Origin of the sequence: Arthrobacter sp. YC-RL1, assembly GCF_001454985.1 — a bacterium.
GTDB lineage: Bacteria > Actinomycetota > Actinomycetes > Actinomycetales > Micrococcaceae > Glutamicibacter > Glutamicibacter soli.
This window is the reverse complement of record NZ_CP013298.1, coordinates 39911-59764: the sequence shown is the minus strand read 5'-3', so window position 1 is coordinate 59764 and position 19854 is coordinate 39911. Positions and strand designations below refer to the sequence as shown.

Here is a 19854-nt window from a genome sequence, read left to right as displayed (position 1 = left end):
CTAGCCCAGCCCTTCGGCGAGTGGTCCCAGTGCGAGGACCGGGAAATAGGTGAGGACAGTGGTCAGCAAGCCCGCGCCGAGCAGCAGCCCGACGAACTGCGGGCGGTGCGTGGGCAGCATGCTGCCGTGCTCGGCGGCCGGTGCGCTGGTGGCCAGCGATCCGGCCAGGGCCAGCACCAGCACGATCGGCGCGAAACGCCCGATCAGCATGGCCAGGCCCAGCACGGTGTTCAGCCACGGGGTGTCGGCGGACAGGCCGGCGAAGGCCGAGCCGTTGTTGTTCGCGGCGGAGGTGAACGCGTAGATCAGCTCCGACAGGCCGTGCGGCCCGCTGTTCGCGCGCGAGTCCAGCACGGAGTCGCGCGCGCCGGGGATAGCCAGCGAGACTGCCAGACCGCCGAGGATCAGCGCCGGGGTCACCAGGATGTACAGAGCGACCAGCTTGATCTGCGTCGGCCCGATCTTCTTGCCGAACAGCTGCGCGGTGCGCCCGATCAGCAGGCTGCCGATGAACACCGCGAGGATCGCGATGACCAGCATGCCGTAGAGCCCGGAACCCACGCCGCCCGGGGCGATCTCCCCGAGCATCATGTTCAGCATCGGCAGCATGCCGCCCAGCGCGGTGAAGGAATCGTGCGCCGCGTTGACCGCGCCGGTGGAGGTGCCCGTCGAGGTGGTGGCGAACAGCACGGTGCCCGGGATGCCGAAGCGCACCTCCTTGCCCTCCATGGCCGCACCGGCCGCGGCGGTGGCGGTGCCCGCCGTGGAGTGCTCGGCCAGGGCCAGCAGCACGAAGCTCACGGTGAACAGCGCGCCCATGGCCGCCAGCACCGCGTAGCCCTGCTTGGCGCTGCCCAGCATCGTGCCCAGCGTGCGCGGCAGGCTGAACGGGATCAGCAGCATCAGCACGATTTCGGCGAAGTTCGTGATCGGGCTCGGGTTCTCGAAGGGGTGCGCGGAGTTCGCGTTGAAGAACCCGCCGCCGTTGGTGCCCAGCAGCTTGATCGCTTCCTGGGAGGCAACCGGCCCGCCCGGGATCGACTGCAGCTGCCCGGTCAGGGTGTGCACCGCCAGCGGGTCGTTGAAGTTCTGGATGACCCCGCCTGCCAGCAGCCCCAGCGCCGCCATGAAGGCCAGCGGGAGCAGCAGGCGGAAGATGCTGCGGGTCAGATCGACCCAGAAGTTGCCCAGGGTGCCGGTCGCCTTGGCGGTGAACCCGCGGATCAGCGCGACGGCGATGCACAGGCCCACCGCGGCGGAGGCGAAGTTCTGCACTGCCAGGCCTGCCATCTGCGCCGTGTAGCCCAGGGCGCTTTCCCCGGAGTACGCCTGCCAGTTGGTGTTGGTGACGAAGGAGGCGGCGGTATTGAAGGCCAGCGCCGGGTCCATCGGCTCCATGCCCAGCGAGGCTGGCAGGAACTGCTGCAGCCTCAGCAGCGCGTAGAGCACCAGCAGCCCGATGAGCGAAAAGCCCACCACCGCGCGCAGGTAGGAGCGCCAAGTCTGGACCGCATCGGGGTTGACCCCGATCACGCGGTAGACCGCCCGCTCCGCCCGCAGGTGGCGCCCGCTGGTATACACGTGCGCCATATAGTCGCCCAGGGGCTTGTGCAGCACCCCCAGCACCAGCACGAGCGCGGCGAACTGCGCCGCAGCAGAAAAAGCGCCCATCAGAATTCCTCCGGGTGGGCCAGCACGTACAGCAGATAGACGATGCAGGCGATGCCCAGGGTGCTGGTGGCAATCAGCACGAAGGTCATAGCTTGCCCACCACCTTAGCGAACAGCGCGAAGGCTGCGAAGGCCGCGACACCCACGGCCAGGTACACGAGATCAAGCACGGGATTCTCCTCGGGACGCGCCGCCGGCCGCGGTTCGGCCGGTGATCCACAGCGGGTCCATCGACTACGGTGGCACTCCGCGCGCTCGAAATCATCGATCCTAACGGAACCCATACATCCATCAATAAAAATCCATACACGGCTAAGGCGCGCGCCGTGTCACTCGTCCCACACACAATCGTTTTTGGTGTTCCATCTATGCCAGCTACATGGCGTCTCCGATGGCGCAAGTGTTCTACTGTCATCATCGTGAGCTTGTGCAGAATATCTTTGTTGTCTTATCAATCTCTTTCCGCGAGGAGGCCGCTCTTTCCGTGAGGAGGCCGGCATGGCATTTATCGGTGCGACCGTGTTTCTTGGAACAGGTAGGCTCGATGGGATGAGCAACCTAATCCCTTTTGATGTTGATAAGTGGTCTCGTCGTGAGCATTTCCATCACTATCGCCAGGTAGTGCCTTGTACGTATTCGATGTGCGTTGAACTTGATGCAACAGATTTTGTCGAGGAGCTAAGGAAGACTTCCTGGAAGACATATATTGCGCAGATCTGGGCTATCGCAACGATTGTCAATAGGCATCATGAGTTCAGAATGGCTCTTACAGAGGACGGTCAACTTGGTGTGTGGGGAGAAGTGCATCCTTCCTTCACAATCTTTAATCGTGTGCAAGAAACGTTCTCAAGTGTGTGGGTTCCCTACGACACTGATTTTTCTTTGTTTCACGCAGCCGCAGCTTCGGCCATTCGCGAATACAGTGGCGGAACCACTCTCTTCCCGCAGGGGTCGCCGCCGTCGAATTTGTTTGATGTATCGAGTATCCCGTGGGCATCCTTTACGGGTTTTAACCTCAATGTTGTAGGTGTGACCGATCATTTCGCTCCGATTTTTACTCTCGGAAGATACATTGAAAAGCATGGCCAAACCATCCTCCCTTTGGCCGTTCAAGTTCATCATGCCGTTGTCGATGGATTTCACGTTGCGCGGTTGGTTGACGAGTTGCAAGCCTTGATCCGGGATTCCAGATGGTTGCATTAGCTGGTAGACAGGCCTTGTTGGCTTGATGAGCGATGGCGGGTTCGGGTAGCAGGCGTGTGCCTCTAACGGCCAATTGATGTGTCATGAACGATCATTTCTTGAAACTGTAGCTTCCCTGCTTAGGTATGTTTCGTGTTTTGTATCAGGAGGCGGATGAAGGCATTATTCGTTGATGCGCTCACTGGATAATTTCCCGGTCTATGGTTTCTGGGTGTCGGAGCGTTTTTGGTCGGGATGATGTGCTTCGTTGTGTTCTTTCGGGGTGGTCCAGTCTAGGGCTGCGACGATGTCTTCGGCGTCGGGGAGTGCTTGTTGTTCCGTGGCGGGCAGTGTTTCGTAGGTGTAGGTGGAGACTGCCATGGGGGTGTTGGATTGGTTCAGTGCGTAGCGTACGGTGTGGTCGTTGCGGCTTCCGCAGATGAGGATACCGACGGTGGGTGCGTGTGCGGGTCTGCGTAGTTTGTCGTCTACTAGGGCGATGTAGAACTGGAGTTTTCCGGCATATTCGGGTTGGAACTTGCCGGTTTTGAGTTCGACAACGACGTAGCGGAGTTGTTCGACGTGGAAGAAGAGCAGGTCCAGGTAGAAATCGTCACCGTCGACGTCGAAGTGGACTTGGCGTCCGACAAAGGCGAATCCTGGGCCAAGTTCTTGGAGGGTTTCTACGATGCGGTCCATGAGCGCTTGTTCTAGGTCTCGTTCGGCTACTTCGCCGGTGAGGCCGAGAAATTCGAGCGCGTAGGGGTCCTTGGCCATTTGTTGGACGAGTTCTGAATCTGGTGAGGAGAGGTGCTGTCCGAAGTTGGATGGTGCGGCGCCGGTGCGTTCCAAGGTTTTGTTCATGATCATGTTCATGAGCACGTTGCGGGACCATCCGTGCTGTACTGCTTCGGCGGCGTACCATTCTCGTGCGTTGGGGCTGAGTTTTTTGTCGAGTAGGACTCGGATGTGGCCCCAGGGTAAATGTCCCACAGGCTGTGGGACTTTTGGATCCCATTGTGGCCAGGTGGCGGCGAAGGATCGCATGTAGTGCAGGTTGCTGCGGGAGAAGCCGGTCATTTCGGGGAATTCTCGGTGCAGGTCTTCGGCTAGGCGGGTGATGACTGCGCTGCCCCATCCTTGGCGTTCTTGTTCTTCGAGGATGCGGTGGCCGATGTTCCAGTACAGATCTACTAGGGCAGTGTTGAGTACTCGTTTGGCTTCTACCTGCGCGGTAGTGACCCGGGTTTTGAGGTCTGCGAGAAACTGGGCGTAGCCATCTGGTATCAGTGCATCTTTCGAGGACATGAACCTCAGTTTATCGGTCAGCTGTGTTGATCCTTTGTGATGGTGTGATGCTTTTGCCTCAGGTGTAGTCAGAGCTAGAGAACGTTGTCTTGCCTTGGGCGCAAGACTGAGATGCGGTCAGGTAACTGTTGGATCTGGCGCGGTGTGGTTAGGCCAGGCGGGGTGGCTGGGGTTGGGCAGGAAGCTGGCGTCCGCTGGCGCGGCCGGCTGTGGACCGGCCTGGCGGCCGTTCTTTTCCTGTTTTTGCTGCTGTCCTTCGGAGTGTACGGGCCACCTCCAAACCCACAAGCCACTCGCTGCGCTTCGGGCGTGCTTCACCCAGAAATTTTTGGGCCGCGCTCCAAAGTCGCTTGTTTCGGCCCAAAATTTTCGTGGGTTGCGCACCCCTGACGGGTTGATGGGTTTTCCGGATGGCCCCGCTTCATTGCATTTCGCCAGCAGGCAAAAACAACCGGGGGAGGAGTTCGGTGGGTGGCTGGCAACCTGCCCCTCCCGCGTGAAGCGAAAGGAAGAAAACTTATGCAGACAACGACCAAGGACACCGGCGAAACTGTCATTGTTCCCGCGACTGTTGAGCGTGATGTGTATGGTCAGGGGTATGACTGGATTCAGTCGTTAGAGGGTAGCGGCTGGTACGAGGTTCCAGGGTGGGGCCGCGATGGCTGGGACCTGGGATCTTGGCCATATATTATCTTCGCTGCCGCCGTAACGAGTGATGAAAAGGGGCAGCTGTTCGGGTATTGCACCTATGTGGAAGGTGATGTGGCCGCGCGCTGGTATCGCAGTTGCGAGGCCCGCAACCTGGCTATCAGCAAGGAAGCGTTCTGGTACTGGGCGAGCGGTCAGTCAGATGGTCCAGAGGCCTTGGAGGGGATGGATCCGCAGGATTTCAGGCAGATCGATGGATTGTGTGAACCGTATCTTCCGGACGCTGGCAAGTAGTTAGATAGATGGCCCTGAACGCTCGCGCGTTCAGGGCCATCTTTAGTTTTGTAGCGTGTAAATAAGTTTTGAGTTGAAGACCCTAGCTCCCGTGCTGTCGGCTTCGAAGAAGGGAATATAGGCGTTAGGAGCTGCCGGGCGGCAGCGCTGAATCTCTGTGCCATTGCGCTCAGTTATGGAGGCCGTGCACGGGCCACGATCCCCTGTCGTAAGTGAACTCAGGTACCGCAGCTTGTGGCTTGTGTGCGGGCGGTCGTTTGGTTCCTGCTGTCCACGTGTGTGCAGGAAAAGCAGCGCAGCGGATAGGGCTTTTGCTGTGCACAGGTGGGCAGGAGGCTACCCACGTAACCAGGAATAAAAAGGGCCGGCACTCACCGTGAGGTGAGTGCCGGCCCATTGCTGTGTGTTCGTTTAACTTTCGGCTGCGGAGGTCGTTTCGCTGGTTTTCTTGCGAGGTCGGCGGCGGGATGGGGCGTCGATCTTATTCAGTTCGGTTTGAGTCCAGCCCTTTTTCAACGCAGCGGTGAAAGCTTGCTTTTCAGCGGCCTTGGCTTGCTCTAGGTGCTGCTCGGCTTCCACGCGGGCAGCGACGGCTTGGGCAATGTCGTTGGCGGCTTGCATGCGCAGGTCGTTTTGCGCTTGGAGCTGTTCGAGAATGCGGTTTGCTGCGTCACTCATGACTGACACCTTCCGGTTAAGTTGCGCCGTCTCAGCGGGGCCGATCCGGCGAAGGTCTGATGCTTCCAGCGTAGCGCGGTCACGCTGCGAAGCCAACGCACGTTGCACCCTGGTGAGGTGCAGTGCCCCGCCGTAGAGGCGGAGCAAGCTATAGACTTAGGTGCCCTAAGTTGCTTGTGTCCTTGAACTGTGGTTCTTCGGGTGGGACAATCGACCTATTGGGTCGATTGGTGTTGCACTGGGCTGGGAGGTTGATTCGCATGGCTCGCTTCGACTCGCGCAAGCGTCAGCCGAACGCGACCGGTGGCCGTTCGGTGCGCCGCGTGGTGAAGCTGACCGTTGAGCAGAACCTCGCGTTGCAGGTCATGGCCGACGAGCTTGATGTCTCTGTTCCGCGGTTGTTAGTGGAGTCCACGTTGTCGCAGTCTCGTGGAGAGACTGCTGCTGAACGTCACGAGCTGATTACCTCATTGTTTTTGTTGCAACGAGGCCTTGCCGCTGCGGGGAATAACATCAACCAGATCGCCAGGGTGGCGAACACGACCGGTGAAATCAAGGACGAGCTGCACGATTCTTTGGAGCATCTGCGCGCTACAGTGGCGCGCATTGATGAGGTCTTGGAGTCGTTGAAGATCGTGGGGGAGCCGGCATGATCCCGAACGTGGTGCGCGGTGGTCGCATGGCTGGTTTGATGAACTACTTGGTCGGTCCGGGTCGTGCGAATGAGCATGAGAACCAGCGGCTGATCGCGGGCGATGACCGAGTGACTTTTGCCTACAGTCCTGGTGTGGAGTTGTCGAAGTACGATGCGTTTGAGATTGCCGAAATCTTGGAAGCCCCGCGCAAGCTGCACGGCACCAAAGTGGCCAAGCCGGTGTATGCGAAGGACGAAAAAACCGGCGCGTTCTTGAAGGACGAAAACGGTAAGAAAATCCGTACCGGGTCGAAAGACGCGCACGTTTGGCATTGTTCCCTGGCTGTTGAGTCTGGGTACGGTTCGGTACCGGATGAACAGTGGGCGAAGATCGCCGGCTCATTCGTGGAGAAGATGGGGTTCATTGACCCGGACGGCGCGAAATCTTCGCGCTGGGTGGCAGTGCATCACGGGGCGTCGAAGAACGGGAATGACCATATTCACTTGGTGGTGTCGATGGTTCGTGAGGACGGCACCAAAGCTCACACGCATAATGATTTTCATCGCGCCCAGGTGGCGTGCCGTGAACTGGAAGTCGAGTACGGGTTACCACGGTTGGAATCCCAAGAACACGGTAAAGGTTTGGCCGGGGAGAAGCCGGCAGAGCGTGCCAGGGCCGCGCGCGGGAACAATACGCTATCGGATAAGTTCGAGCTGCGCCGCCGGCTGCGGGCCGCGTTGTCTACGGCGAATAGTGCCGAAGAGTATGTCCGTCACGCCCAAGACTTGGGCGTGAGGATCGCCCCGAGCTTCAAACCAGGATCAACCATGGAAGTGCGCGGATACCGGGTGTCCTTGGGTGCCCGGGGGAGTGACAACACAACGATTTGGTATGCACCGTCCAAGCTTGATTCCACTCTTGCGTGGAATGACATTCACGCCCGATTCGGAAACAAAAATCGCGCTGCAGGGGACGCGTACTTGGTGTCCTTGCATTCCTCGAACCAGACCCGCGAGCACCGGAAGGCGGTGGCGCGTCCGGTCAGTGCGCAGCAGCTGGAACGCATGATGAGCCACAAGACCGGGCCGGATACGCTGGCGAATGTTTACGCCCGCTTGTCGTTGCAGTTTGAACGCAACAAGCCCGGGACGTTCAACCAACTTTCCGAGTCCTACGCCCGCGCGGCCCAAGGCGGCGGGAACGTAAGGTATGCGGCTCGTTTGAATGACCGTTTCAAATCTGACCGTGGTCATGGCTGGGTCGCCTTAGTGAAACAAGCAGGTCGCTTGGGCCGGGTCATGATGCAGAACCATCTGGCCACGGATCGGCCCCGGTTCGCTGCGGGAGTGGATCGGCTGCTCCATGAGGCTGAAAATATTGTGAATGCAGAAATGCGGCGCATTCAGAGCCAGGAGGCACAGCAAGTGAATGCGTCGAAGCTACCGGGCGTGCCGTACCGGGATTGGAACGCCGGCGCACATTCGGGATCAGGGACTGACCAAGGGTACGAACGATAGGGCTACTACCTAGCGAGAGGAGACACCGTGGAAAACCAAGAAGAATCAGAGATGATGCAGGACTTCGGCAGCATCGCCCGCGCGGTGATGGGTTCGGGGATGCAACTGGCCGAACATGCCCAGCGTCGGGCCCAGATGCGACTCGCGGAAGCGAACGCCAACGCAGAACACGAACGCAACATCGCGCAGCTTGTGCACCGCGATTTATCCTCTCCAAAGTTTTGGAAGAATGCCGGCAGTGAAGCGATTGCTGATCGTATGATCGTGGCTAGTGAACTGGCGGGTCGGCACGAAGCTGCCTCCCAGGCATTCATGGCTGGCGCTGACCGTATCCGCAACCAGTTCGGGATCAACGTGGAGGATCTGAACCGGGATCATCCCACGGCGGCCACCGACCGGCACCGGGCCTTGCGCGATGCGCTGGATGACTATTTGGCGGGTCAGCGAGCCAAGGCGGAGCCGCCACCCATGGGCCAGGAGCCGTGGTTTGCGCAGCCGCAGGGAACGTTCCGGGATTATGACTACAACGATGGTCTGGAACGTCATGTGGAGATTAGCAAGCAGGAAGTGCTGCGTCGCTTGGATCTGATGCCGGCGGATACGGTGCGTGACCCGTCGATTGGCGGGCGCGATACGATCAGTTTTGTTCCGTCGTGGTATGGGCATGATGATGAGGTGGACCGGGCGATTGCCGGGAAGTTCCCGCACTTGGTGCCCGAAGGTGCGAAGCTGCCACCGGAGACTGCTGCTGGCGAGGTGGCGGAAGCCCAACAGGACGAAGCCACGTATCTGGGGCAAGCCGAACGAGCCGAGGGCGAAGAGCACCTTGACCGGGTCAACGCTGACACCGCTGAAGCCAAAGAAGCCAGCACGTCGCCCCCAGCGGCGGCCAGCCCGGAGGATGCGGGTAAGCTGGCGTTGGATCAGCATAGTGCCGCGTCGGAACGGGTGATCGCTGTATGGAAGCAGAAGGGTGGGAAGGACGCTGATTTCCCGTTGCCGCCGAGCACACAGAATCCTCAGACGGCGATGAAGCACCGCAAACGCGGTATGGCCGCGGCGGCGCCGGCTCGAATCCAAGGACAGGAGCTGTCGCGATGATCGGCATCCCACCGAATAACGATGAGCTGGATCTGGACGGCGACGAGACCCAGGAACCCGAGCCGCAGGATACCGAGCACGCAGTCTCGGAGCGGCCTTTCGTGTATGAGGATGCGCAGCAGTGGTTGCGCGGCTACGCGTTGCCGCGTTACCTGCGCAAGTATGGGCCTTCGGGGCATGCTTGGGCGCCGAACTGGTATGACTACCCGGAAGTGTATTCGGTGATTACCGCGTTGTGGGAGACGTGGGAGCAGATGCGGTGGGACGGCCCGCAGCAGATTCTGGTGTTCTACCGGGACTACTTCTACCCCTTGATGGACAGGCTGACCGCTCAGGATGGCCCGTTTCATGCGTATGACAAGGTCATGCACCCGCGACTGCCGGAGATGTTCCCTGTGGCTGAAGCACCGGATGGGTATTTCCGATCATCGGTGTAGACGTAATAGAAGGATGACAAACTTTTTATTACTGTCTCGTTTGTTATTAGCTGCGCATGACAGCAGCATGTTATTAGCAGCTTTGCGAGCCTTGCACGTCATGCGTTTACAGTTTTATGGAGTTGGGCTGTAGCTACCAGTCCAGTCGGTGGGTCCGATCTGTTGAGGGTTGTTCAGCCGCATGAAGATGACGCCAAATTGAGCTCTCCGTTTTCTTTTTTGGATCAAGCTTGATGAGTTCTACCTGCAAGGTCCTGCAGACATACCGCTCTGCGGTTAAGGTACTCAAGTTGATGACCTAATTTGATATGCCTCGAGATGTGATAGACAATTTTCGCGGAGGGCGATATTATCGCTACTGTTTGTAAATTTGCAAGACTTTAGAAACCATCGTGAGCTAAGGACTCAAATGTCTCGACTTAGAAAAATACTGGCTGGCATAGCCAGCTCTGCAATCGCCTTAGCGTTAGTTGCGGGTGGATCGGCCCCAACTTTTGCGGTCGAACAGAGTTTGACGAAGGAAAAATCCGTAGCTGAAGATCTAGAAATGGATCTCCAGGAATATCAGCAAATCAAAGAACTCGCAGAGAATGACGAACTTGAGATCTGGGCTGGCGGAAAGAGGTTTTATTCCCCTGATGGCTCAACGTTGTCGAAAAATTCCTTAGCTGCGGCCGCATATAAGCCTCAAACTTGGGGTGCCTGTGGCTCCGGATCAGCCTCATCAAAACATGTTCGAACGTGGCAAGTAGCCACAACTCCGTATGCGTCAAAGGCAGCGGTCCTCAAATGCGGGACTTGGACTGCCAAAAAACCGGATGGTGGATGGGGATACCGACATATCCAAGGGAAACACGGTAATGAGTGGAAACAGCTCGGAGCTCTTGTCGGTGCTAACTGGCGAGATATTGCAGATTTTGCGATAAGTGACTCCATGAAAAATATCTATTCTGGGTCGGCGCAAGTTAGTAATAATACTTACAAGTATAAGGGTATTGTGCAACTCAAGAAATACAATGGATCTGTAGTTAAAACTTACTATACAACGATCGCTGTGGATCAAACTGATCGTCGGATTATCACCGCATACTACCGTTCGAAGAAATAGGATTGTATAGTGATTGGATTTGAAACTTTTTTCAGCAAGCTTGCATACCATCTAGCAGACCTAGGTGCCCTAACTCTTTTTCCATTTTCGGAAGAAGGGCATTTATTCGTTACTGTAAAAGAATCAGGTGAAACATTTGCCCTTGAGCCTAGATTTAAAGATGTGATGGAACATGTAATGGCGATTGATGCAGAAAGTTTATGGCCTGATATGGATCCATTGACCGCTAAAATGTCTCTTTTTTCGGTCCATGTAGACGAAGCCGTTTCTTTGGCCTCAGAGGGAGCTCATCTTCTATCGTGGGGTGACAGAGGTCTTGAGGCGAGACATGGTGTGTTACCTCCATCCGTAACGGCACAGAAAAAGGTATAGCAGTGAAGAGTAGGAGAGGTTGAAACTTCTTCTACTCTCAACTGAATTTCCCATTGAACCGTCCCGGGTTTGATGGCGCTGTCTTTCGAGAGAAAGATAGCAACCATGCCCAAGAAATACCCTGCCGAAGTCCGCGACCGCGCCGTAGCGATGGTTCTGGACAGGCTCTCCGAATATCCTTCCGTGTATGCGACTTGCAAGGCCCTGGCTCCGAAGCTGGATGTCGGTCCCGAATCATTGCGCCGCTGGGTGCTGCAGTCCCAGGTCGACGCCGGTGTGAAGGACGGGCCGACCACCGATGAACAGGACGAGCTCAAGCGGCTACGCGCGGAAAACCGGGACCTGAAGGAAGCCAACGAGATCCTGAAGGCGGCATCGATTTTCTTCGCGAGGGAACTCGACCCTCGCCGCCGCTAATCTGTCGGTTCGTTGATGAACAACGGGCCGAAGGTCATGCGGTCGAGTCGATCTGCGCCGTCCTGCGCGAGCAGGGCGTACAGGTTGCCGCACGAACCTACCGGGCATGGAAAACAAGGGTTCCGGCCCTGCGAGCAGTTGAAGATGCGAAGGTCATTGACACGTTGCGCGGGCTTAACAAGCGAGATGCCAAAGGACGACCCCGGCCGGAAATCCTCTACGGCCGCCGGAAAATGACCGCATGGCTGCGCCGCAACGGCTTCCCCGAGGTCTCCAAACACACCGTTGACCGACTCATGCGTGACGAGGGCATGAACGGCCTGATCCGGGGCCGCAAGACCCGCACCACCATCCCTGGCAAGGACGGTCGGCGAGCCGGCGACCTGTTGAACCGGAACTTCAGCGCCAGCGCCCCCAACCGCATTTGGGTCACGGATTTCACGTATGTTCCGGTGTATTCCGGATTCGTCTACGTGGCCTTGGTGATCGACCTGTATTCGCGGGCCATCGTCGGGTGGGAAACCTCCACGGTCAAGGACACGGCGTTCGTGGAGCAGTGCCTGAAAATGGCGCTGTGGCGCCGAAAATACAGCAATAGACCGGTTGACAAGGGACTTTTGCATCACTCAGATGCGGGAAGCCAATACACCTCGATCCGGTACACCGACACCTTGGAAATTGAGGGGCTGGTTCCTTCGATCGGCAGCGTCGGCGACGCTTACGATAATGCCGCCGCGGAGACCGTGATGGGCTTGTTCAAGAACGAGGCCGTGGCCAAAGGTTCCCCCTTCCGCGCTGGTGCGTTGAAGACCGAATCCGACGTCGTGGAGGTCGTCTTCGACTGGGTCTTTTGGTACAACAATGATCGCTTGCATTCCTCGCTGGGCCACCAGACGCCGGAGGAATTCGAGCAAACCTACTATGATGAAAATTCCGGCTCGTTACCCGACGCTGCCGCACACAAGACGGCGGCATGATTTCCGGGACGGTTCACATTCCGTTACTTGGAATCCTGGCCTGCCGTTTATGTCTCATAGTATTTTTGCGAGTCTCGCACATCTTCCGCGTAGGGCTTGGTGGAGTAGTGCTGCAGCTCGACTAGTCCTGCCGGCAGGCCCGAACTGGTGAGGATCGCCCGCCCGCGTGGCAACGCCGCCAAATCGGCCACGTCCAAGATCCGCTCGCGCTGCATCGAGCTGGACACCGATCGGCCGGTGCGGCCACTGGTGCTGGAGGAGCGTTTGAGCACGTCCCGTTCACCGACGAGCTGGGCGAGGAACGGTAAGAACTTATCGTCCGAGAGTCCTGAGCCGGCCACCCGGATGTTGGCGGCACCCCAGAGCTTGGCCATGCCTTTCTCCCCATAGGCTTCCACACCTTGGCTGTAGGACTGGAAGAACGTGGACACGACGATGCCCCGCGAACCATAGTGTGAATACACGTCGGGTAGTTCCCGCCAGCGCACCACGTTCGCGGCCTCATCCAACACGGCAGTCAGCGGGGTTTTCAGCCGGCCACCGGGCTGGCTGGCAGCGGTTTTCTCCGCTTCGGTCATGACCGCCATAACCAGGGCAGCGGTAATCGCGCGGGCCGATCCTCCGCCTTCCTTGGAAATGAGGTACAGGGTGTCGGTGCCGGTGGCCAGCTTGCGATGGTCAAACTCGGGACGATTGGCCCCATTATTGCGAATCCACGGGATTACCTTGTCATAGGAGAGCACGTTCACCCAGGGGCGCATCGTGCCATACACCCCGTCACGCTGCTTGGGGGTGAGCTTCTGGATCTGCTCCAAGGAATTGGCCAAGGCGATGTGGCCGTGGCCTTTGAGCAGGTCGCGGGCCGTGAAGTCCTCAGGATCTTGCGCCCACGCGAACACGTCAGTGATCGGGCGCCGGCCTACGGCGGCGGCAAAGAACAAGTGGGCAAGCAACCGTTTACCGTCCGACTCGAAATACGCGTCCTGCTTGGCGCCCGCATCGGTGGCGGAAGCCAAGAATACGTCTGCGAGCTTTTCAGCGGTTTCCATATCGGTGACGAAGGAGAGCGGATTCCACCACCAGGAGGGTTCCTCTCCGATGATGCCCTGCACGTCGTGCACCCAGACGGCGCCGACGCGGGCGCGGGGGCCACGGGTCGTGTCTACGATGTCGCGTTTATTGGAGGTGGCCAGCACCGGACCGCCGGTTTCCAGGATCTGCGGGACGCACACGCAGGAGGTTTTGCCGGCGCGTGGCCCCATCAACCAGATCTGCACCCACTCATAGGAAGCAAACAAGCTAGCTTTGTTGTTTACTAGCTTCGCCAAGGGGGAGCCGATGCCGGCCTTGGTGGCTCCGAGGCGTTCAGCATCCGCCCGGGCTGCTGGTTCCTCCAGGGCTTTGAAGTCTTTGGCGTGGCCCATCTCCTTGGCCAGATGATCCACCCGGCTGCTGGTGCCTCGGCTGCGCCGCCACACCACGAGCAGCATGGCGATGACCGCCAGCAGGAGCAGCAGCCCAAGGGCGAACACGGCGATTTGGATGCCGCCGACGGGCAGGAAGCCGCGGGACTGATCCATGAGGATCTGCACCGGATTATTCGAGGTGTTCTCTACGTTCGGGTCGAGGATCGCCCCGAAGGTCCACAACAACACCCCGACAATCCCTAAGGTGAGGATGCCGCCGCCGATGATCCATAAGGTTTCGTCGGTGGCTGGCTGGTTTTTGCGTCCAGAGCGCGGATCAGCGTTGAACATTATTTGACCATCTCCCAAGTCCGGTTGGTATCCGAGATTTCAAATTCCAGATCGGTGAGCTGCGTGACGAACGGAGTGCCCGGGTTCTTACCGACCTTCATAATGAAGTGCCCCGCCCCGGGCCGGCGGGAAGCCTTGTTGGTTTTCGGATCAACCACGGCTTCACCGGTCCAGTCAGTCATCAACGCTTTCTCCTTGGAGGACAGAGCGAACACTTCTTCCAGATTGCCCATCTCCGAGGGAGCCAGCCCGCCTAGGAACACCAGTGCGGAGCGTTCCACGAACCCCCACGCGGTAGCCGTCAGGTGTTCTTTGGACAGTCTGAGGTCGTTCATGGTGTGGGTGATCATGACCTGCCCGATGCCACGCCCACGATTCAGGCGGGTAATGGTGTCGATGAAGTGCACCATGTCATCTGATGCCCGCAGGATGCGCCATAGCTCATCCATGACCAGGAAATAGGTGCGCCGCTGCCGCTTGCCCGCTGCCGCCAAATGCTGCTCAGCAGATACGGTGGCTGAGCCGAGGTTCCAGCACAAGGACTGCACGGCCGCGACCAGCACGGAGTCGTTTTCGTTGACCCCGGAAATATCGAACACCACCGGCACCCCGGGAGTGATGTGCGCATCGGAGGGTTTGGCGAACATATCCCCGTAAGCGCCGGAGGGGCCGAGGTTGATCAACGCGTCCAGCAGGGCTTGGAGGCGTTGGTCGTATTCGTGGTCATCATCGTAGGCGAGCACGTTCTGGCGCAGCACTTCGGGGCGGGAGCGGATGAAGTCCACCAGATCCCCGATCAACGGGGCGTGACGCAGCTCGGGGTCGAGTTCGTTGATCGCCACCGACAGGCAGGTGGACTCGTGCGGCTTCAACGGCCGGCCCAACATCATGGAGGCGATGCCTTCCATCAGGGAGCGGCGGCGGCTGATCATCTCCTGGATCGCAATCTCGCGGGCCTTCTCGTTCTCAATCTCGTTCAGGCTGGCCACCAGCGGGCCAAGATCCAAGGGGTTGAGGTGTCCCTGGCCAGGGGAGAAGGTAATGACCTGCCCACCCAAGGCGCGGATGTGCGGTACGTAGTCGGGCCGGGAGTCGGCCAGGATCATCGGCACTACACCCCAGGCGGAAAGCACTGCCAAGAGACGGTGCACCAGTGAGGTCTTGCCCAATCCGGGCTGACCAAGAATGAACGCGGAAGGGTTGGAAATGATGCCGTTGAGGAACCACGAAATCGGGTCACCGGTCACCAGGGTGCCCCGCAGCAGGTGCCGGCCCAACGGTGCGCCAATCGTCGGTAGCCCGGCGCCGTTGACGAAAGGCCAGAACCCGCACACCTGCACGCAGGAGCCTTGAATTTCGACCGGGTTTTCGATGTAGTTCACCGGCCCGCCACCGGGCCGATTCCACCCCGCATCCCCTGGTGTGTACCGGGACTGGGCACCCTCCGCCAGCAGCCGGGAGAGCAAACCCGGTTCCTTCACCGGCTTAGGCGCGGCCTTCTTCGCCGCACGTTCCAAGCGGGCCACATCCCGCTTGGACAGCGTGAGGCTGTGGGACTCGGAGAGTTGAGAGAGGGCCAGATCTTCAGGGCTAGTGTGCTGGCGTTTCTTCGAGAGTTTCAGGGGAATCATTAGAACCACACCTTCAGCTCGTCGGGGATCATCATGTGATCAGGCACCACCATGCCCAACGGCAAACCTGCCTGGAAAGTCACAGCTTGGTTCGCCAACGCCTCACGGACGCGCAGCTTGGCGTGGGAGACCATCCCGGGAACGGTGCGATCAAACTTCTTCAACTCAGCCTCATCCTTGACGCTGATGGTGATGATCAGCCCGAACCGGGTCAAACCCGAACCGAGGGCTTCTTCCTGGGCTGTTTTCTGCGCGGCGGCGAGCCGCTGGCGGGCACGCACGGACACGCGCTGCTGCGAGCCGGAGAACATCGCATCCTTCTGCTCGTTCTCCACCACCGTGGAGGTCTGATCCGCCGGGATCGGACGATACAACAAGGTCACACGCTTGCGCAGCGCGCCCTCGCTGGGTGCGGTGAGACGTGCCAGGGAGTTGGACATGAACGCGCCGCGCGGGCCTTCATACATCGTCCACGACTTCGACACCGCCCGGTCGTGCCGGTAGTGATCGAACGCGTCCAACGCGAACGACGGGCCAGCATCCTCCCACGCAAGCCCGGTACCCCCAGCGGCTTGTGCTTCTTCCACCGCCACAGCGGTGGTCGGGTCATAGGCGACGCGGGTGAAGTCGATGATTTCCTGGGCGGTGTTCGGGCGTACTGCGCCGGCCCCGGTGTTCGCCAGCCCGGAAATGATGCCGGGAAGCTTGTTGCCGATTTCCTCAGCCATCTCTTCCATACCCCGATCCCCGGCCTTCCCGTCGAGGCGGCGGCCGTCAAAGGTCAGGGTAATGCGTGCCACGACCTCAGGCGCGGCGGAATTATCGGTCTGGGCGATGCGTTCTACGACGCGTTGGGCGAACTCGGGCACATCCTCACGGTGGTTATCGGCCAACAGCTTTTGCAAGCGAAGGCCGGAGTCTTGGGAGGATTCGATGGTGACCGAAGCGCCGCGGATTCCCTCATCCAGGCCGCGTTGGGTCAGCCAGTTCGCCCAGTGCGCGACCTGGTTATCCACGTCGGCCTGGTCGATGAGATTATCCCCGTTGGGGAAGCATTCGAGCACCACGGAGTAATTGTGATGCCCGCGTGAGGACAGGCGGATCAGTCCGAAAGGGTTGCCGTAGGAATCCATGGATTCGGTCAACTGCGACTTGGCCATGAGGCCCGGAAGGCGCACTTGCCCGTCGGGGGTGAATCCGGTGGGGCCGGAGAGGTAAACGTGTTTTTTGGATGCGACTTTCTGCCGCTGCGCTAGACGAAGCATGAGTCTCCCATAGATTGAACGTCCTTGCTTCTTCGTGACCAGCAGCAGCACGGCTCCCAGGATGGTGGCCAACGCGATGATCACTGCGGCCATGATCCAGCCGCGTGCTGCGGCGACAATGACGATGAGGACGATGGGCACCAGCATGAGGCTCTGGCCCATGGACAAACCCAGCAAGCCTGAGCGGCGGGGCACGGTCAGGTTGCCGAAGGTGTTCGGTTCAATTCGCACATCACTGGTGGCCATGATTATTCGCCGTCCTCATCTACGAGCTTGCTGGGATTCGCCCCGTTAGCGAGGCCTTTCACGTCACCCATTTTCTGCATGGCTTCGTTGAGTTTGTTCGGTGCTTTTGCCCCGGACGGGCCACCGGCAGACGGCGCATGTTCTTGAGGTGAAATTGAGGATTGAGTTGCGTTCCCAGAGCCGCCGGAACCAGCACCCGAGGGTGAAGCACCGGAACCCGAGGAAGTGGAACCACTAGAACTGGTGGCCCCAGCGCCCGTATTTGCGCTGGACGAGGTCGCACCGGAACCAGTGGAACTAGTACCAGCGGAACCGGTGGAGCCGGTACCGGAAGATCCTGAACCGGTCGAACCGGTGCTTCCACTTGCGGATGAGCTGCCCGAACTAGATCCGGCCCCGGAACCGGTGTCACCCGAGGCTGAAGAACCCGCCTCCGCGCCAGTGACCGACTCAGAAGCGCCACCGGCACCCCCGCCGGCCTCGGCACCGCCAGCACCAGTACCGCCACCAGCTCCACCGCTGGCCCCGGCAGCACCCGCAGCGGTAGACCCGCCGCCAGCCGCCGCCGCGCCACTACCGCTACTCGCAGCAGCACCAGCACCACCGGCCGCAGCCGCTGCACCCCCAGTGCCCGCCAGGACGGCGGCGCCCGCCGCGAGGGTGACACCAGCACCTAAGGCCGCACCACCGGAGAACGCGCCAGCGCCGACCCCGGCCGCAGGAACGATGAATTTGATCAAGGCCGGCAACGCCAACGCCGCCAACAACAGGATCAACAACGCAATCAGCGTGGAATGCATCGCCTCCGTCACCGTGGCTTCCTCCCCTTCCGGGGCACTGCCTTGCACCAACATGCGGAACCCCAACGAGTAGATTCCCGCTGCGACCGGTTTAAACAGCAACAGGGCCACCAGCCAGCCATTGGCTTTACGCCATGCTTGCCGACCCTGCTCCGATCCACTGCCCGCCGCCAGCACCACGATGAAGGCTGAGAGGATCAGGAACATCACGTCACGGAAATACATGAACAGCAGATTGATGACCGCACCAAGCAGCAACAGGATGAATAGCAAAAAAGCCGTGCCAGGACTCGCTAATAACACGGTGCCCGAGGTGAGCATCTGGGTCAGATCCACGTCCCCACCGGTAGAGCGTTCAACGATCCACCGGGAGAACTCATCCGAGGCTTTGAGCAGCACGCCAATGCCCACGGCGTAGGCGGTCGTGGCCAGAATCAGGTTCACAATCGGGGTGGCTAAGCCGATCAGGCTGTTCTTCACATCTTGGGAAGTGACCAGTTTGATCAGGCCAATAAAGAACCCCAGAATGGCGAACCCTGCGACGTACCAGGACATGTCTGCACGAAGGCTCGTGACGGCCGCGTTATTCACATCCGGGCTGGCGGTATCCATCCAGAAGGTGGACACCTGCGCCACGAACGCCACCGCACCGTCATAGAGCGACTTCACAAAATCAGTGATCGCACTATCCGCAAGGTTCTTTAAACCGTCGCCAAGCTTGCACCCAATATCAACAATTCCGCATTCTGCTGCTTGTGCCATGAAAACCTACTTGAAATCGGTGTAGGAGCTGGGGTCGTTAACGACTTTCCATGTGGGATCAGCAAGGCTTATATCTAAACGCCAGTCATGGTCTTTCTCGCTCCACACAAGATCAACCCGCATCGCTCCGTACTGTTCGCCATGCTTTGCAAGGTACTCAACTGAAGCGCTGTCATTGCTGCTTTGCATCACGCGAAATGCTGAAATGGCGGGGAATTCGACCTCAGATATTGCTTGCTGAGCTTTGAAAGATTCCTCGCGTCTGGCCGAGTCGGCCGCAGCATCAATTTCGCCACCTACTGAGAAGTCAATGGTGAGTGTGATTCCTGCAAGGACTGCGCCGGACGGCGTGTGGCTAAAGCAGCGCCAGAAATCCCCGTCCATCTTCGCTGGTCCATGCTCCGCCGATACCGGCAGCAGCATCCCGGCACGGTGGCGCTTCCACTCCGTGGCCGGGGCATCGTTCGGGAACGCCGTGTTCGTGCTCAGCGCAGGGCAATCCCCGGACGCTGGCTTCGAAGCCGAGGCCGCAGGGGATGCCGAGGATGGCGCGGTGTCGACTGGCACCGAGGGGGCTGGCGCGGTCGGCGTGGCTTCTGGCTGTGGTGGGGTGCGGGGGAAGAAAATGAGCCCGAGGATCACTACCGCAGCGATGAAGGCGAGAATGCCGCCCCAGAGTTTCCAGTTTTTACCTAATGGGTCAGTGTCTGCCATGAGGATCTTCTCTCTTTTCTCTTTGACGGTTCACGAACGAGCCTTAGACGAAGACGTTGATGATCGTTCCCGCGCTAATGGCCAGAATGCAGACGATCAACGAGATGATCAGTCCCTTGAAGCCGTTGATTTCCCGTCCGGTGAAGGACGCGAACGCCAGGAACCCTGCCGAGGCGAGGAACCCTGCCACACCGAGCAGGATCACCGCCCACGCGATCCAGTTCAAGATCGTGGTGAACCCTTCGGTGCCTGGGGGCTGTTCTGGAGTGGGGTTAGGGATGGTGGCGGCGATGTCGATACCGAAAGCCAGGGCTTGCAACAACATGGATGTGCCT

At 59.3% G+C, this 19854-nt stretch carries 19 protein-coding genes; 9 read left to right on the top strand and 10 right to left on the bottom strand.

Features of this window, described 5'->3' with window-relative positions:
• Both kdpA and ATC04_RS19605 read right to left on the bottom strand, forming a co-directional pair.
• A complete protein-coding gene (gene kdpA / locus ATC04_RS18070; RefSeq protein WP_047117817.1) occupies positions 1 to 1671 on the bottom strand; it encodes a potassium-transporting ATPase subunit KdpA in 1671 nt (556 codons plus the stop codon).
• Positions 1672 to 1756: 85 nt separating this feature from the next.
• Positions 1757 to 1954 carry a hypothetical protein gene (locus ATC04_RS19605; protein WP_157359306.1) on the bottom strand — a complete coding sequence of 66 codons (198 nt, stop codon included), beginning with the start codon at positions 1952 to 1954 and terminating at the stop codon, positions 1757 to 1759.
• Between the two features lie 265 nt (positions 1955 to 2219).
• Here ATC04_RS19605 and catA point away from each other — a divergent pair, with 265 nt between their 5' ends.
• Positions 2220 to 2873: a type A chloramphenicol O-acetyltransferase gene (gene catA / locus ATC04_RS19045; RefSeq protein WP_082123741.1), complete on the top strand. Its 654-nt coding sequence runs from the start codon at positions 2220 to 2222 to the stop codon at positions 2871 to 2873.
• Positions 2874 to 3071: 198 nt separating this feature from the next.
• Here catA and ATC04_RS18065 read toward each other — a convergent pair whose 3' ends face one another.
• Positions 3072 to 4160: a PDDEXK nuclease domain-containing protein gene (locus ATC04_RS18065; RefSeq protein ID WP_047117816.1), complete on the bottom strand. Its 1089-nt coding sequence runs from the start codon at positions 4158 to 4160 to the stop codon at positions 3072 to 3074.
• Between the two features lie 471 nt (positions 4161 to 4631).
• On the opposite strand from ATC04_RS18065, the gene ATC04_RS18060 reads away from it, so the two are divergent.
• Positions 4632 to 5102 carry a hypothetical protein gene (locus tag ATC04_RS18060; RefSeq protein WP_231736141.1) on the top strand — a complete coding sequence of 157 codons (471 nt, stop codon included), beginning with the start codon at positions 4632 to 4634 and terminating at the stop codon, positions 5100 to 5102.
• A 411-nt stretch (positions 5103 to 5513) separates the two neighbouring features.
• On the opposite strand, the gene ATC04_RS19600 is transcribed toward ATC04_RS18060, so the two are convergent.
• The gene (locus ATC04_RS19600) at positions 5514 to 5780 is read right to left on the bottom strand and encodes a hypothetical protein (protein ID WP_152666741.1); all 267 of its coding nucleotides are present in this window, start codon (positions 5778 to 5780) and stop codon (positions 5514 to 5516) included.
• A gap of 260 nt (positions 5781 to 6040) precedes the next feature.
• Here ATC04_RS19600 and mobC point away from each other — a divergent pair, with 260 nt between their 5' ends.
• The 7 genes from mobC (at position 6041) to ATC04_RS18025 (ending at position 12344) form a co-directional block, all read left to right on the top strand.
• The gene (gene mobC, locus ATC04_RS18050) at positions 6041 to 6433 is read left to right on the top strand and encodes a plasmid mobilization relaxosome protein MobC (RefSeq protein WP_047117814.1); all 393 of its coding nucleotides are present in this window, start codon (positions 6041 to 6043) and stop codon (positions 6431 to 6433) included.
• Positions 6430 to 7932, top strand: coding sequence for a relaxase/mobilization nuclease domain-containing protein (locus ATC04_RS18045; protein WP_052772170.1), 1503 nt, complete (start codon positions 6430 to 6432; stop codon positions 7930 to 7932). The genes mobC and ATC04_RS18045 overlap by 4 nt, the downstream gene beginning before the upstream one ends.
• Positions 7933 to 7959: 27 nt before the next feature.
• On the top strand, positions 7960 to 9033 hold the full coding sequence (locus ATC04_RS18040) for a hypothetical protein (protein WP_152666740.1): 1074 nt from the start codon (positions 7960 to 7962) through the stop codon (positions 9031 to 9033).
• Positions 9030 to 9470, top strand: a complete 441-nt coding sequence (locus tag ATC04_RS18035) for a DUF4913 domain-containing protein (RefSeq protein ID WP_052772169.1) — start codon at positions 9030 to 9032, stop codon at positions 9468 to 9470. The genes ATC04_RS18040 and ATC04_RS18035 overlap by 4 nt, the downstream gene beginning before the upstream one ends.
• A gap of 409 nt (positions 9471 to 9879) precedes the next feature.
• On the top strand, positions 9880 to 10578 hold the full coding sequence (locus tag ATC04_RS19595; protein ID WP_152666739.1) for a hypothetical protein: 699 nt from the start codon (positions 9880 to 9882) through the stop codon (positions 10576 to 10578).
• A 9-nt stretch (positions 10579 to 10587) separates the two neighbouring features.
• Complete coding sequence (locus ATC04_RS19590; RefSeq protein WP_152666738.1) at positions 10588 to 10950, top strand: hypothetical protein; 363 nt, start codon at positions 10588 to 10590, stop codon at positions 10948 to 10950.
• Positions 10951 to 11055: 105 nt separating this feature from the next.
• A protein-coding gene (locus ATC04_RS18025) for an IS3 family transposase (RefSeq protein WP_152666745.1) occupies positions 11056 to 12344 on the top strand; the annotation gives its coding sequence in 2 pieces (ribosomal slippage) (positions 11056 to 11329 and positions 11329 to 12344; 1290 coding nt in all).
• 47 nt (positions 12345 to 12391) lie between these two features.
• Here ATC04_RS18025 and ATC04_RS18020 read toward each other — a convergent pair.
• The 6 genes from ATC04_RS18020 to ATC04_RS17995 are packed head-to-tail and all read right to left on the bottom strand — an operon-like array spanning position 12392 to position 19844.
• Complete coding sequence (locus ATC04_RS18020; RefSeq protein ID WP_047117811.1) at positions 12392 to 14101, bottom strand: TraM recognition domain-containing protein; 1710 nt, start codon at positions 14099 to 14101, stop codon at positions 12392 to 12394.
• Complete coding sequence (locus ATC04_RS18015) at positions 14101 to 15732, bottom strand: lipoprotein (RefSeq protein ID WP_047117810.1); 1632 nt, start codon at positions 15730 to 15732, stop codon at positions 14101 to 14103. The genes ATC04_RS18020 and ATC04_RS18015 overlap by 1 nt, the downstream gene beginning before the upstream one ends.
• Positions 15732 to 17243, bottom strand: a complete 1512-nt coding sequence (locus ATC04_RS18010) for an SCO6880 family protein (RefSeq protein WP_047117809.1) — start codon at positions 17241 to 17243, stop codon at positions 15732 to 15734. Before ATC04_RS18010 ends, ATC04_RS18015 begins: the two co-directional genes overlap by 1 nt.
• Before the next feature lie 2 nt (positions 17244 to 17245).
• Entirely contained in the window at positions 17246 to 18805 is a 1560-nt protein-coding gene (locus ATC04_RS18005) for a hypothetical protein (RefSeq protein ID WP_047117808.1), read from the bottom strand.
• Positions 18806 to 18811: 6 nt separating this feature from the next.
• On the bottom strand, positions 18812 to 19519 hold the full coding sequence (locus ATC04_RS18000; protein ID WP_047117807.1) for a hypothetical protein: 708 nt from the start codon (positions 19517 to 19519) through the stop codon (positions 18812 to 18814).
• A 43-nt stretch (positions 19520 to 19562) separates the two neighbouring features.
• The gene (locus ATC04_RS17995; RefSeq protein ID WP_047117806.1) at positions 19563 to 19844 is read right to left on the bottom strand and encodes a hypothetical protein; all 282 of its coding nucleotides are present in this window, start codon (positions 19842 to 19844) and stop codon (positions 19563 to 19565) included.
• Positions 19845 to 19854: the final 10 nt, after the last annotated feature.